The organism is Roseburia sp. 499 (genome assembly GCF_001940225.2).
GTDB lineage: Bacteria > Bacillota > Clostridia > Lachnospirales > Lachnospiraceae > Petralouisia.
In genome coordinates this window covers 3,141,716-3,154,773 of record NZ_CP135164.1, presented here as the reverse complement: position 1 = coordinate 3,154,773, position 13,058 = coordinate 3,141,716, and the positions used below count along the sequence as shown (strand labels likewise).

The following is a 13,058-nucleotide window of genomic DNA, read 5'->3' as shown; positions in this document are numbered from 1 at the left end:
ATAATAAAGAAACTGTATGCGGGTATTTTGTTATGAAACGAAAAAAAAGTGTAAAACAAAAAATAACAGAAGTAGCTTACGAAAAGCAATCTTTACAGAAAAAAATGATACATCTTCAAAAATGTATCAAGGAAGTGGATAATGTATTAAATGGGAAAAAACAATAAAAGAACGAAAAAAAACACCGCCCCCGAGCTCATTTCGTCATCGAAAACAGTGCTTTTGTAATGCGCCTCCAGGGGTTCGAACCCTGGACACCCTGATTAAGAGTCAGGTGCTCTACCAACTGAGCTAGAAGCGCTTATTTTTTATTGCGTACTCATCAACGCAAGGATTATTATATAATAAACTAGTAAGAAATGCAAGAACTTTTTTAAAAAAAATTAAGAAAAGTTTATATAATGTTTGCAACCTTGACACATGATATGGAAGAGAGTAGAATTGTACTATCTAAATAATACAAAAGGAGAGAATCAATGAAGAAAATAGCAAGAAATATTTTAATAACAATAATAGTATTACTAGCGGCATTTATTTATTATTATATTACTCTTCCGGCAATTAACATACATTCCATTGGAACATGGATGTTTGTAATTGGTGGGATTGTATTATTAAGTATTTTTGCAATGATAAGAAAGGCAATCAAAGATCATTGGAGAATAGAAGGAAAAAAAGGAAGTATAAATATTGACATTAAGGCAAGTGGTATTGCAAAAATTGGTTTTGGAATTGTAGGAGTTTTATTGATTATTCTTGTAATTGGAAGTATACTATCTTCTCCAATTGTAAATGCAAAAAAATATCAGGAATTAATGGTGGTAGAAGAGGGGAATTTTACAGGAGATATTTCTCAAGTGGACTATAGCACCATTCCTATTTTAGATAAGGATTCTGCAGCACTTTTGGGAGATAGAAAAATGGGAAGTATGGTAGATATGGTATCTCAGTTTGAAGTATCTGATGATTATACTCAGATTAATGTAAATAATCGTCCGGTACGAGTTACCCCTCTGGTATATGCAAGTCCAATTAAATGGCTTACCAATCAGAGTGACGGTATTCCGGCTTATATCAAGATTGATATGGCAACACAGGATACGGAATGTGTAAAATTGGATAAACCAATTAAATATTCTAAATCAGAGCATTTTAATCGAAATATTTATCGTCATTTGAGATTTAAATATCCGACGTATATCTTTAGTGAACAAATTTTCTTTGAAATTGATGACGAAGGAACACCGTATTGGATTTGCCCGGTAAAGAAATTTAATATTGGTTTATTTGGAGGCGAAACCATAGGAAAAGTAGTGGTATGTAATGCACAGACCGGAGACTGCACCAGCTATGATATTGAAGATGTACCACAATGGATTGATAAGGTATATCAGGCAGAAATGTTGATGGATTTATACGATTATAGCGGAACCTTAAAGCATGGATATTTTAACAGTATTTTAGGACAGAAGGATTGTCTTCAGACTACGGACGGATATAATTACATTGCGTTGGATGATGATGTGTGGGTATATTCTGGTGTTACCAGTGTCAGCGGAGACCAGTCAAATGTAGGATTTGTTTTAATGAATCAGCGAACCATGGAAACCCGTTTTTACAAGGTAGAGGGAGCAACAGAAAGTTCAGCCATGTCTTCAGCAGAAGGACAGGTACAGAACTTGGGTTATACAGCAACGTTCCCATTATTATTAAATATATCGGGAGAACCAACCTATTTCATGGCATTAAAAGATGACGCAGGATTAGTAAAAATGTATGCCATGGTAAATATTCAAAAATACCAGTGGGTAGCTACCGGAGATTCTATTAAAGAATGTGAGAAGTCTTATAAACAGTTGTTGAAAAATAACGGTATTTCCGCTGCCATAAGTGAAGACAGTAAACAGGTATCCGGAATAATTAAGAATTTACTGTCAGTGACGTTGGAAGGAAATTCACATATTTATATGGCGATTGAGGGAAAAGAAGAGGTTTTTGATATAGACCTTTCTAATTCTGAATTACTTGATATAATAAAATATAAAGTCGGAGATAACATAAAATTTTCTTATATGGAAGGGGAAACTCCGGCAAAAGTAACAGAGATAAAATAATGGAGGCATCATATGAAAGTACAAGAAAGACTTTTAAAATATGTATCATATTGGACTACATCAGAAGATAATAAGGATGTAATTCCAAGTACAGACAGACAGTTTGTGTTGGCAGATGTGCTGGCAGAAGAATTAAAGGAACTGGGGCTGGAACAGGTGAAACGTGATGAGCATTGCTATGTTTATGGATTACTTCCGGCTACCAAGGGATATGAAAACAAAAAGGCAATGGGATTTATTGCACATATGGATACCGCACCTTCTTTTTCCGGGAAGGATATTAAGCCACAGATAATAGAAAACTATGATGGTAAGGATGTGGTATTACCCGGAAACGGTGATGTGATAAAGGTATCTGATTTTCCGCATCTTACTTCTTTAAAGGGAAGAACACTGATTACTACGGATGGAACAACACTTCTGGGTGCAGACGATAAGGCAGGAATTGCGGATATTTTAACAGCGGTAGAAGAAGTGATTGCAGAAAAGGTTCCACATGGAGATATCTGGATTGGATTTACACCGGATGAAGAAGTAGGTGCCGGAGCGGATTTATTTGATTTGGATTATTTTAAAGCAGAATATGCATATACTGTGGATGGTGATTATGAGGGAGAAGTTGCTTACGAGAACTTTAATGCAGCTTCTGCACATTTTACCATTCGGGGAGTCAATGTGCATCCGGGATCTGCGAAAGATATTATGGTAAATGCGGCATCCATTGCTTGTGAGATACAGAGTCTGCTTCCGGAACAGGAAACACCGGAGCATACAGAAGGACGGGAAGGATTCTATCATTTGGATGAAATGCATGGAGATGTAAATGAAGCGCATCTTGACTATATTGTAAGAGACCATGACAGTGAAATGTTTGAAAAACGTCAGCAGGTTCTTCGAAAAATCGAGGGAAAAATGAATCAAAAATATGGTGCAGGTACGGTAACGCTGAAGTTAACAGAAAGCTATCGTAATATGTTAGAAGTAATTGAGAAGAACTTTTTTGTAGTGGAAAATGCAAAGAAAGCAATACAGGCAGTCGGATTGGAACCAATTTCACTTCCGGTAAGAGGAGGAACAGATGGAGCAAGATTAAGCTTCATGGGGTTGCCTTGTCCGAATCTTGGAACAGGTGGATATGCATTCCATGGACCAAAAGAGCATGTGACAGTAGAAGGAATGGAAACAGTTGTTAAGATTATCAAGGAAATTATTAAGAATCCTGTGGATAAGTAATAAAATATGAAAAAATAAGTGGAAAAAAGAGTATTTCAGGAATGGTGAAATACTCTTTTTCGTTAAAAATTATTGAAATTTTACAGCTGTGCCATATGCAATAACTTCAGCAGCTCCCTGCATAATTGGAGAAGAAGCATAGCGAACATTTACAATATTTATGCAAGGGGAGTTCAATATTTTATGATAAGAATAATAAAAGGTTAAGTAAGTTGAAATAGTTCTGATTATCGGGATGCTATCAGTTTGTGAATTGGATTTCCCATAGAAGAAAATCTTTCTTCATATTCTGTCATAACATTACCTTCGTTCATAGCAGAATCATGATGAAGATCGCGAGTAAAAGCATCAAGATTCCAGTTGGCCTCTTTTATTTCTTCTAAAGAAAAATCAAACAAATCTACATTATCTGTTTTAAATTCTACTACACCATCTTTTTTCAAAATCTTATCATAGCGGGCGAAGAACTGACGGGAAGTCAGACGACGCTTTGCATGACGGTCTTTTGGCCAAGGATCGGAAAAGTTCAGGTAAATTTTAGATACTTCATCTTTATCAAAAACGTCACAAATAGTTTCTGCATCCATGCGGATAAAACGAACATTTTCCAATGGTTCTTCTTCCATTTTCTGAAGTCCACGTAAAAGTACGCTAGAGTATTTTTCAATACCTACATAATTAATGTTAGGATTTTGTTTGGCAAGAGTTGTCAAAAATTGTCCTTTTCCCATACCGATTTCGATATAGATAGGATGGTCATTCCCAAAAGCTTCATGCCAATGTCCCTTTTGTTGTTCCGGTTCTTGGATACACCATTTATTTTCTGCAATGACTTCTCGAGAACCTGGTATATTTCTTAATCTCATAAGTACCTCCAATATATTCGATACCACTTATTTTACTATAAAAACCAGGTGAAAAAAACCCTGTATAAAAAAATATTGATAAAAAAGATTTCTAATATTATACTATAAGTATTGTAGAAATTAGGAAGGATTGGGAATCAATGAAAAAAAGCAAGAAATGGATTGGTTTGCTGCTTGGTGCAGTAAGTCTTTTTCAGATAAATATATTGCCGGTACAGGCAGAAGCCTACTGGCCGGAAGGACCAACAATTGCAGGAGATTCTGCTATTGTTATGGAGGCTTCTACAGGAACCGTATTATATGAGAAAAATTCACATCAGGAACTATATCCGGCAAGTATTACGAAGATTATGACAGCTCTTTTGGCAGTTGAAAATAGTAGTTTAGATGAGCAGGTTACTTTTTCTGCAAATGCAGTTTATAAGACAGAAGGTTCCGGTATTTGGCGTGATGTAGACGAAGTCATGACCATGAAGGAATGCTTGTATGCATTAATGTTGGAATCAGCAAATGAATGTGCATATGCAATTGCAGAGCACGTGGGTGGTAACTATGATACGTTTGTTCAGATGATGAATGATAAAGCAACTGAATTAGGATGTCAGAATACACATTTTAATAATCCACATGGGTTACCGGATGAAAGCCATCATACCAGTGCTTATGATATGGCATTGATTTCAAGAGCTGCATTGCAGAATGAGACGTTTCGCCTGATTACCAGTACAAAGAGATATACCATTCCTGCAACAAATAAGCATGCAGAAGAGACATACTTAAGTAATCATCATAAAATGTTAAATAACTGGAAAGGTGATTCGAGTTATCTTTATGAGGGATGTATTGGAGGAAAAACGGGTTATACTACTGCCGCAAACAGTACTTTAGTTACTTTTGCAGAAAGAGACGGAATGACATTAATTTGTGTGGTAATGAATGAAGAGTCACCAAATCATTATGTGGATACTACGAATCTTTTGAATTACTGCTTTGAAAACTTTCAACTTTGGAATGTGGCAGAGAATGAAAATAATTATACATCGGACAAAACAGAAAATAAGATTTTTGCCAATGAAGAATCCTTTCTTTCTATAGATCCACAAGGATTTGTTGTACTTCCAAAGGCGGCAGGCTTTACAGATGCAGTTCCGGAAATAAAAGAGGATACCAAGGCTGAGGATAAAGTGGGAACCATTCAGTATACTTATGCAGATCGAAATGTTGGTGGTGCAGATATTAAAATCAACGGAGCTAAGGTATCACAGTTCCCGTTTGAAAAGGAAGATGCTTCTGATAACGAGAAAAAAGTTGTGCACATTAATACGAAATATATTTTAATTGGAATTTTAGTTGTAATATTGCTGGTAGGAATTGGATTTGGAATTTACCATTTTGCAGACAACTTTTATCTCATTCGGTACAAATTGATGTCAAAACGGCAAAAAGGGTTTAAGGAAATAAAGCAAAGAAAGCGAAGACGAAAAAAAAGATGATTTTAATGTCTGAAAAGATAAAAAAGACATATAAAAAAGAATAATATAATTAAAAAAGACAATACATGAAAAATGTATTGTCTTTTTGGATTTTATAGGACATCGAAAAATATATTGTAAAATATCAGAAAAATTCAAATTAATTATCTATAATACTGTTAATAATAGAGAGAAGTCTTGATTTGTCTTCTGTATAAATGATAATACCGTTACAGGTTTTTGTCATAGTAATGTATTTGTTTTTCAGTAATTCCCAGTTGCATAATTGGTGAATCAGATAATCGAGACATTCCACAGGAGCTTCTATAAAAACAGTTTCGCATTGTTCCATGGAATTCAAATGGAAGTTATTCTGTTTGATAAGATGTTTTAGTTCAGCTTCCTGTGCCAGTTGTTCCCGTGTTTTATTTATAATAAAAAAACCCTGTTCATCCTTGGGCATATCCATAGATTTTATAGCGCGTTGTACCTGCTTGGTAAGGGCGTCAGAGGCTGGGTAAAGAGATTCAAAATAGCTTATGAAGTCTGATGCCTGACGAAAATGGGCATTCGTTCCTTTTTCCAAAACCTCCGTCATTAGAATACGACGAATGATATTTTCACAAGTTTCTCTAGAAGGATTTTTACTTGATTTGTTTTTTTCACTCATAGAATTTTCTCTTTTCTGTGGTTTCTGATTTTGATTATAAAACAAGGATGGGAAGTTTTCAAGGAAAAGAGAATTGACAGGAAAGAAATGGAATAATATAATAAAATTACCACATAAAGAGGAATGGAGCGGAAAAAATATGGGAGAAGGACAACAAGAAAAAAGGAACGCTTTGATTGAAAAAATTCAGGCGGAAATGGAACGTAATGGGGGATTGTTACGAACATCCCAACTTTATGAATTGGATATGGACTACCGCAAAATACAAAAGTTTGTAGAAGAAGGAATTTTAGAACGTGTAAAAAACGGTTGTTATGGAATGGGATTTTCCAATCAGCCGGAAGAGGATATGGTAGCAGAATTATTTTCGGATGGTGTACTGTGTATGGAAAGCGCACTTTATTATCAGGGCTACATTACAGTGCGCCCTGCTTATTGGCATATTGCTGTGGATAAAAATACATCCAAGTCTCGGTTTAAAATGGAGTATCCATTGGTACAGCCCTATTATGCAGAACCGGAGGTGCTTAAACTGGGTGTGGAAAAAGTATCTGTCGGAAGCAAAGAAATGTGGATATATAATAAAGAAAGAATGATTTGTGATTGCTTGAAGTTTGAAGAAAAGCTGGAGCGCAGTGTCATGCAGCAGGCAATTTTGATGTATCTTAGGGAACCGGAAAAAGATATTCAACGGTTAATGGAATATGCAAGAGAACGGAAGGTTACCCAGAAGGTGCAGAATAGAATTGGGGTGTGGCTGTAATGAAAGAACAGATAGAAGTTCTGACAGGACAGGTGCGTCACTTGGTATTGGAACGAATACTGAAAGCTGGTTATCAGGAAAAGCTTTGGATGAAGAAAAAAATAGAGAAAGATAAGATAGAGTCGCATTTTATCTTTTATCCTGCGAAAGATAATCAACAGGAAATGTTAGAAAATCTACGAAATCTTTTTCAAAAAGAAGTAATGGAAACAAAGCAGCTTCCTATTTCCGTAGAAATCAAGAACCGGATTCCATTGGAATTTGAAAAAGAGAAATATCGAATTCCCTTTTTTATAGAAGTGCAGCCGTATAAAAAAGTGGATATGTATCCGGCTGAGGAAGAATTTGAAAAGCTGAAATATTTTCGGTTTCCGACGGAAGAGTATATAGCTCAAGGATTTTATGAGATTTTGAATAAACTTGAACTGTTAAATAATTTGTCTTGGTATAAAGAGATATATGACATTATTTTAGTGGAGGCGGTAGATGGAAGAAGGGTACGGGATTGTTTTGGAAAACTGTTAGAATCTAAGAAGATTCCATCCCTGGAAAAACGGTTAGATACCATAAAGAGTTACGAGAATTATGGTTATATGAAAAAGAAATGGAAGAATGAAAAGAAACGTCAAAGCGGGGAATTTCCGGAATGGAATGAGGTAGTTTCTCTTCTTGTTACTTTTTTCTCTCCCATATTCGATGCAATCATTCGGGATGAAATCTTCTTTGAAGATTGGATGCCTCAGTTGGGCAGATATTTATAGAAATCCGGCAAGAATGACACTTGCAATGGTTCCTATCAAAGTGGTAAAAAGAGCACCGACCAGCGTGTAACGAGTTTTTTGTACTTTTGCACTCATAAAATAAACGCTCATAGTATAAAAAATGGTTTCGGTGCAGCTCATCATAATAGAGGTAATGGTACCGTAGTAGGAATCGGGACCGTATTCTTTGAAAATATCCAACACCAGTCCGGTGGCAGCAGAAGAAGAAAACATTTTTACAATGGAAACGGGAACCAGTGCAGCCGGAAAACGCAAAGGTTCCGTAATGTGTCCAAGGAGTGAGGCGAGAAAGTCCAAAAAACCGGAGGCTCGTAGAATGCCTACGCCAATCATAAGTCCGATTAAGGTTGGCATAATGCCAATGACTGTTTCGAAGCCGTCCTTGGCACCTTTGATAAAGTCATCATAGATGTTGTGTTTATTGAAAAGACCGTATCCTACAATACAAAAAATTAACAGCGGAATAATAGCATCAGAGAGAAAAAGGAGAAAGTTCATTTGAGGGAACCTCCTTTTTTTTCTGGTAAAGTAAGCATGAGTTTTGCAAATAAAATACCGGCAAAGGTAGAGAGTAAAGTAGCAATAATGGCAGGTCCTACAATACGGGTAGGATTCGCTGAACCATATTGACTTCGGTAGGCAATCATGTTTACCGGAATCAGCTGTAGAGAAGAAATGTTTATAATAAGAAAGGTACACATATCCTTGCTGGCTGTTTTTCTGTGGTGATTTAATTTGCCAAGTTCCTCCATTGCCTTTAGACCTGCCGGGGTGGCAGCCCATCCCAAACCGAAGATATTTGCAATCATGTTGGTAGAGATATATTCATTTGCTTTATGTCCTTTTGGAATTCCGGGAAAAAGAAAGCGCAAAAAAGGATCTAGTTTTTTTGCAGCCCCGGAAATAATACCGGAATTTTCTGCAATCCGCATGAGTCCTACCCAGAAGGACATGACTCCTACCATAGTAATACATAAAGTAACAGCTTCTCTGGCAGAATCCAGAGCTGCATCTGTAACAGAAGTCAGGTTTCCGGTAAGAGCAGCATATATAATACCAATTAAAATCATAAAGCCCCATAAGTAATTAAGCATTGTGTACTCCGCAATATGTAGTTATTTTATTATATGCAGTTTTTGCAAAATGTGAATAAGTATTGTATAATAAAGATAATTTAGCTGGCAGGAGGTATTCTTGTGGATAGTTATAATACCATATATGAAGTACTAGTAAAGTTATTTAATGAAATTATGGATATTGAAGAAAAGGCAATTATTACGGAAGAGTTTAAGGATATTTCCAATAATGATATGCATATTATTGAGGCAATTGGGAAAGAAGAGCCGAAGAATATGTCTGCCATTGCAAAAAGATTGTCTGTAACCGTAGGAACCTTGACGATAGCTATCAATAACCTGGTAAAAAAAGGATATGTGAATCGTGTTCGCAGCGAAGAGGACCGTCGAGTGGTATTGATTTCCTTATCAGAAAAAGGAGAGAAGGCATTTGACCATCACAAAAGATTTCATGAGGAAATGGTAGAGGCAACCTTACAGGACTTAAATGGGGAAGAGACGCAGGTGCTGGTAAGAGCATTGCAGAACTTAAGTAAGTTTTTTAAGGAATATGGGAAATAAAAATGCATTTCAGTTCTAGGCATAGGTATAAAAAACCATGCATAAAATAGGTAGAAAGAGCTGAAATGGATATTATTATGAAGAAAAGAAATAAATTAACAGAAACAATAAAAAGACTGCTGGTATTTTTACTGGCAGTCTCTTTTTCGTTAACAGCAGCATGTGATTTTTTAGAAAGTGACCAAATACAGAAGAGTCAAAGCAATGGAAATCAGCCGCAGCAGGAAAAAGAGGAATCCAAGACAGCAGTACAGCAAGCTTTTTCGGATTATCTGGAACAGGTATTTCAGGCAGAAATTGTTTCTAGTACCTTAAATATGCATTATACTTTGGCACATCCGGAGAATTATGGTATTACAGAATATCAAATTACCTATGGTCAAGCCACTTCAGAACAGACCGTGGAGGCATCTGCTATTCTGGAAAATTGGAAATATAATCTGAAGAACTTCGAAAAAGAAGAATTAACCATACCTCAGCAGATGACATATGATATCATGATGGACTTTATTGAGGAGGAAGTATCTGCGGAAAAGTACAATTATTATCAAGAACCATTGAAGCCTACCACAGGAATTCAATCGCAGCTTCCGGTATTGTTGGCAGAGTATACTTTTTATGATGAACAAGATGTAAAGGATTATTTAGAACTTCTTGGTTGTACCCCGGATTATTTTTCCGGTATTGTGAATTTTGAAAAAAAGAAGGCACAGAAAGGATTATTCATGTCAGAGTTTGCAGCAGAAGATGTAATTACTCAGTGTCGGAATTTTACGGAAAATCCGGAAGATAATTATATGCTTTCTACCTTTGATGACAGAGTGGATGCTATGGAGGAAATTAGTCCGGAAATGGCAGAAGAATATAAGATTCAGAATCGAGAACTGGTAACCCAACAGATAATACCTGCATATAATAAGCTGGCGGATGAAATAGAAGCACTAAAAGATACCGGAAAAAACAGTCAGGGACTTTGTTATCTGGAAAATGGAAAGGATTATTATACATATCTGGTAGCCTGTACCACGGGTTCTGACATGTCCGTAGAAGAGATGCAGAAGCAGACAGAAAAACAGCGTTCAAAGGATATGTCAGAATTGGCAGAGCTATTAAAGAAAAATCCGGGTATTGCAAAAAAATCTGCTGATTATAGTATTCCCACAGAAGATCCTACCAAAATTCTTGAGGATATTCAAGGAAAAATGCAACAGGACTTTCCGGCAACACCAGACACTTCCTTTACCATAAAGTTCGTTCATCCGTCACTGGAGAAATATACAGCACCGGCATTTTATCTGACACCGCCCATTGATGATATTTCACAAAACTCTATTTACATCAATGGCTCTAATCATTATGAGAAAATGCAGTTATATACAACGCTTGCTCATGAAGGATTTCCCGGACATCTTTACCAAAATGTAATGGAAAGAAGCTGTGGTCTGGAACCTATACGGAGTCTGTTTGGAAGTAACGGTTATGCGGAAGGATGGGCAACTTATGTGGAGATGATGTCTTATTATTATGCCGACATTGATAAGGATTTGGCAGCGTTTTTGCAAAAAAATCAATCTGCGCTGTTAAGCCTGTATGCTACCACAGACATGGGAATTCATTATGAGGGATGGAGTCTGGCGGATACTATTGATTTTTTCGGAACCTATAAGATTACAGATAAAGAAGCCATCACAAAGATATATCAGTTGATAGTAGAAGAGCCGGCACACTATTTGAAATATTATATTGGATATCTGGAGTTTTTAAATTTAAAAGAATATGCTATGGAAACCTACGGGGAAAATTACAGCAACTATAAGTTTCATCAGGCATTGATGAAAATGGGAAATGCACCGTTTCCTATTTTAAGGGAATACTTGTCAAAATATTGGGAGAACTAACTGTTTTACGGGATATTTACCGCTAGTTTACAAATTGTGATAGTAAAATACAAAGGGAAAGGATAAAGTGAAAGAGGAAAATAAATGGTTGGGAAGGGATTAAAATTTGAAAGAAAAGATGTCATTGCAGGAGTATCTGCAAAATGAAGATTTTATCGTAAAAAGCGAATGCGCCATTAGTTTATTAAATACGAAATTGAAAATCATAGATGCAGACTTGGGAATGCGGTATCATCGTAAGGTGATTCACAGTAAGACCAACAGAATCAAGTCTTATGACAGTATTAAGGCAAAATTAAAACGGAAGGAATTGTCGGAAGATATAGCAACCGTACAGGAAAAGATAAATGATTTAGTAGGGGTAAGAGCTGTGTGTACTTATACAGACGATTTGTACGAGATCGTAAAAATGTTGTATGCCCAGGAAGATGTAAAAGTAATTAAGGAAAAGGATTATATCAAGAATCCGAAAAAGTCGGGGTACCGAAGTCTGCATCTGATTCTGGAAATCCCCATCTCTCTTCAGGGAGAAACCCAATGGGTGAAAATGGAGTTGCAGTTGCGTACTGCGGCAATGGATTACTGGGCGGGACTGGATTACCAGCTTCAGTATAAAAAGGAAAATAAAGAGGCACGACGCATCGGGGAAGAATTAAAAGAATACGCCAATGCTATTGAGGAAATTGATAGGAAAGTGTTGGAATTAAGGAAAAGAATAGAGGCTATCTGAGTTTTCAGGTAGCCTCTATTTAAATAACTCTTATTCAGACAGCAATGCCGCATATACCTCTCTCTTAGAAATTCCCCTGTCCTTTGCCACCAGCTTCATAGCTTCTTTTCTGGAAATCCCCTGCTTCTCATAGTGAGCCATGTGTTCTTCTAGGGAAAGTTCTTCCCAAGCTTCCCGTTCTTCCTGTATAAGCTCTTCCTGAAGTTTTCCCTGAATGACAAGAACGAATTCTCCCTTCGGTTCATTTTCCTGATAATAGGAAATGGCACCGGAAAGGGTAGTCTGAAAAGCGGTTTCATAGCGTTTTGTCAGTTCACGACAAAGCGTAAGTGGGCGGTCTCCCAGAACTTCATGAAGTTCCTCCAGTGTTTTCTTCAGATGATGAGGCGCTTCATAGAGGATAATGGTGCGTGTTTCTTTTTCCAGAGAAGCCAGAATGGTCTGACGTTCCTTTTTCTCCCTTGGCAGAAATGCCTCAAAGGCAAAACGTCTGGTAGGAAGACCGGAAAGTGTCAGTGCTGTAATACATGCAGCCGCTCCCGGAAGAGAAGTAACTTCAATGCCGGATTCATAGCAGATACGCACCAAGTCTTCACCAGGGTCCGAAATTCCCGGAGTTCCGGCATCCGTAATGAGTGCCACGTTAAGCCCGGACTTCATTTTGTCTACCAATTGGTAGGCTTTTTCTATTTTATTGAACTCATGATAGCTGGTCATGGGTGTCTTTATTTCAAAATGATTTAACAGCTTAATGGAATTTCTGGTGTCCTCTGCCGCAATCAAATCAACTTCTTCTAAGGTTCGTAGCACCCTTAAGGTAATGTCTTCTAAGTTTCCGATAGGTGTTGCGCATAAGTATAATTTTCCCTGCATGGTGTGTGTTCTCCTTGCGT

14 protein-coding genes, 1 tRNA gene and 1 pseudogene are annotated in these 13,058 nt (G+C 36.9%); 9 read left to right on the top strand and 7 right to left on the bottom strand.

Annotated elements, in window-relative coordinates; all coding sequences use genetic code 11:
• The first annotated feature begins 32 nt into the window (after nt 1-32).
• Nucleotides 33-167: a hypothetical protein gene (locus tag BIV20_RS15550; RefSeq protein ID WP_278335653.1), complete on the top strand. Its 135-nt coding sequence runs from the start codon at nt 33-35 to the stop codon at nt 165-167.
• A gap of 61 nt (nt 168-228) precedes the next feature.
• Here the strand turns inward: BIV20_RS15550 and BIV20_RS15545 are convergent.
• Nucleotides 229-301, bottom strand: a tRNA-Lys gene (locus BIV20_RS15545).
• A gap of 175 nt (nt 302-476) precedes the next feature.
• Here BIV20_RS15545 and BIV20_RS15540 point away from each other — a divergent pair.
• Both BIV20_RS15540 and pepT read left to right on the top strand, forming a co-directional pair.
• Nucleotides 477-2,114: a hypothetical protein gene (locus BIV20_RS15540; RefSeq protein ID WP_075717597.1), complete on the top strand. Its 1,638-nt coding sequence runs from the start codon at nt 477-479 to the stop codon at nt 2,112-2,114.
• 12 nt (nt 2,115-2,126) lie between these two features.
• Complete coding sequence (gene pepT, locus BIV20_RS15535; protein ID WP_075717595.1) at nt 2,127-3,347, top strand: peptidase T; 1,221 nt, start codon at nt 2,127-2,129, stop codon at nt 3,345-3,347.
• 69 nt (nt 3,348-3,416) lie between these two features.
• Here pepT and BIV20_RS15530 read toward each other — a convergent pair.
• Nucleotides 3,417-3,503, bottom strand: a pseudogene (locus tag BIV20_RS15530) (heavy metal-binding domain-containing protein); the annotation flags it as partial.
• 71 nt (nt 3,504-3,574) lie between these two features.
• Nucleotides 3,575-4,213 (bottom strand): tRNA (guanosine(46)-N7)-methyltransferase TrmB, encoded by a 639-nt coding sequence (gene trmB, locus BIV20_RS15525; protein WP_075717593.1) that lies wholly within the window; start codon nt 4,211-4,213, stop codon nt 3,575-3,577.
• Between the two features lie 140 nt (nt 4,214-4,353).
• On the opposite strand from trmB, the gene BIV20_RS15520 reads away from it, so the two are divergent.
• Nucleotides 4,354-5,706 carry a D-alanyl-D-alanine carboxypeptidase family protein gene (locus tag BIV20_RS15520; RefSeq protein ID WP_075717591.1) on the top strand — a complete coding sequence of 451 codons (1,353 nt, stop codon included), beginning with the start codon at nt 4,354-4,356 and terminating at the stop codon, nt 5,704-5,706.
• A 139-nt stretch (nt 5,707-5,845) separates the two neighbouring features.
• On the opposite strand, the gene BIV20_RS15515 is transcribed toward BIV20_RS15520, so the two are convergent.
• Entirely contained in the window at nt 5,846-6,355 is a 510-nt protein-coding gene (locus BIV20_RS15515) for a hypothetical protein (RefSeq protein ID WP_075717589.1), read from the bottom strand.
• A gap of 139 nt (nt 6,356-6,494) precedes the next feature.
• Here BIV20_RS15515 and BIV20_RS15510 point away from each other — a divergent pair, with 139 nt between their 5' ends.
• Together BIV20_RS15510 and BIV20_RS15505 are read left to right on the top strand one after the other, a co-directional pair.
• Entirely contained in the window at nt 6,495-7,118 is a 624-nt protein-coding gene (locus tag BIV20_RS15510; protein WP_075717722.1) for a type IV toxin-antitoxin system AbiEi family antitoxin domain-containing protein, read from the top strand.
• Nucleotides 7,118-7,879: a hypothetical protein gene (locus BIV20_RS15505; protein WP_075717587.1), complete on the top strand. Its 762-nt coding sequence runs from the start codon at nt 7,118-7,120 to the stop codon at nt 7,877-7,879. The genes BIV20_RS15510 and BIV20_RS15505 overlap by 1 nt, the downstream gene beginning before the upstream one ends.
• On the opposite strand, the gene BIV20_RS15500 is transcribed toward BIV20_RS15505, so the two are convergent.
• On the bottom strand, nt 7,874-8,398 hold the full coding sequence (locus tag BIV20_RS15500; protein ID WP_075717585.1) for a spore maturation protein: 525 nt from the start codon (nt 8,396-8,398) through the stop codon (nt 7,874-7,876). The two genes, BIV20_RS15505 and BIV20_RS15500, sit on opposite strands and share 6 nt — an antisense overlap.
• On the bottom strand, nt 8,395-8,994 hold the full coding sequence (locus BIV20_RS15495) for a nucleoside recognition domain-containing protein (protein WP_075717583.1): 600 nt from the start codon (nt 8,992-8,994) through the stop codon (nt 8,395-8,397). Before BIV20_RS15495 ends, BIV20_RS15500 begins: the two co-directional genes overlap by 4 nt.
• Nucleotides 8,995-9,096: 102 nt before the next feature.
• On the opposite strand from BIV20_RS15495, the gene BIV20_RS15490 reads away from it, so the two are divergent.
• The 3 genes from BIV20_RS15490 to BIV20_RS15480 all read left to right on the top strand — a co-directional run bounded on the left by BIV20_RS15490 (nt 9,097) and on the right by BIV20_RS15480 (nt 12,165).
• The gene (locus tag BIV20_RS15490) at nt 9,097-9,537 is read left to right on the top strand and encodes a MarR family winged helix-turn-helix transcriptional regulator (protein ID WP_075717581.1); all 441 of its coding nucleotides are present in this window, start codon (nt 9,097-9,099) and stop codon (nt 9,535-9,537) included.
• 77 nt (nt 9,538-9,614) lie between these two features.
• Nucleotides 9,615-11,435 (top strand): DUF885 domain-containing protein, encoded by a 1,821-nt coding sequence (locus tag BIV20_RS15485; protein ID WP_158024893.1) that lies wholly within the window; start codon nt 9,615-9,617, stop codon nt 11,433-11,435.
• A 106-nt stretch (nt 11,436-11,541) separates the two neighbouring features.
• Nucleotides 11,542-12,165: a GTP pyrophosphokinase gene (locus tag BIV20_RS15480; protein WP_242939766.1), complete on the top strand. Its 624-nt coding sequence runs from the start codon at nt 11,542-11,544 to the stop codon at nt 12,163-12,165.
• A 30-nt stretch (nt 12,166-12,195) separates the two neighbouring features.
• Here BIV20_RS15480 and rsmI read toward each other — a convergent pair whose 3' ends face one another.
• Entirely contained in the window at nt 12,196-13,038 is an 843-nt protein-coding gene (rsmI, locus tag BIV20_RS15475) for a 16S rRNA (cytidine(1402)-2'-O)-methyltransferase (RefSeq protein WP_075717579.1), read from the bottom strand.
• Nucleotides 13,039-13,058 lie beyond the last annotated feature (20 nt).

Bases quoted from the DNA above. Each gene is read 5' to 3' on its own strand.
- trmB (WP_075717593.1), bottom strand. From the start codon at position 4,213: ATGAGATTAAGAAATATACCAGGTTCTCGAGAAGTCATTGCAGAAAAT.
- BIV20_RS15505 (WP_075717587.1), top strand. From the start codon at position 7,118: ATGAAAGAACAGATAGAAGTTCTGACAGGACAGGTGCGTCACTTGGTA.
- BIV20_RS15550 (WP_278335653.1), top strand. From the start codon at position 33: ATGAAACGAAAAAAAAGTGTAAAACAAAAAATAACAGAAGTAGCTTAC.
- rsmI (WP_075717579.1), bottom strand. From the start codon at position 13,038: ATGCAGGGAAAATTATACTTATGCGCAACACCTATCGGAAACTTAGAA.
- BIV20_RS15495 (WP_075717583.1), bottom strand. From the start codon at position 8,994: ATGCTTAATTACTTATGGGGCTTTATGATTTTAATTGGTATTATATAT.
- BIV20_RS15510 (WP_075717722.1), top strand. From the start codon at position 6,495: ATGGGAGAAGGACAACAAGAAAAAAGGAACGCTTTGATTGAAAAAATT.
- BIV20_RS15500 (WP_075717585.1), bottom strand. From the start codon at position 8,398: ATGAACTTTCTCCTTTTTCTCTCTGATGCTATTATTCCGCTGTTAATT.
- BIV20_RS15540 (WP_075717597.1), top strand. From the start codon at position 477: ATGAAGAAAATAGCAAGAAATATTTTAATAACAATAATAGTATTACTA.
- BIV20_RS15485 (WP_158024893.1), top strand. From the start codon at position 9,615: ATGAAGAAAAGAAATAAATTAACAGAAACAATAAAAAGACTGCTGGTA.
- BIV20_RS15515 (WP_075717589.1), bottom strand. From the start codon at position 6,355: ATGAGTGAAAAAAACAAATCAAGTAAAAATCCTTCTAGAGAAACTTGT.
- pepT (WP_075717595.1), top strand. From the start codon at position 2,127: ATGAAAGTACAAGAAAGACTTTTAAAATATGTATCATATTGGACTACA.
- BIV20_RS15520 (WP_075717591.1), top strand. From the start codon at position 4,354: ATGAAAAAAAGCAAGAAATGGATTGGTTTGCTGCTTGGTGCAGTAAGT.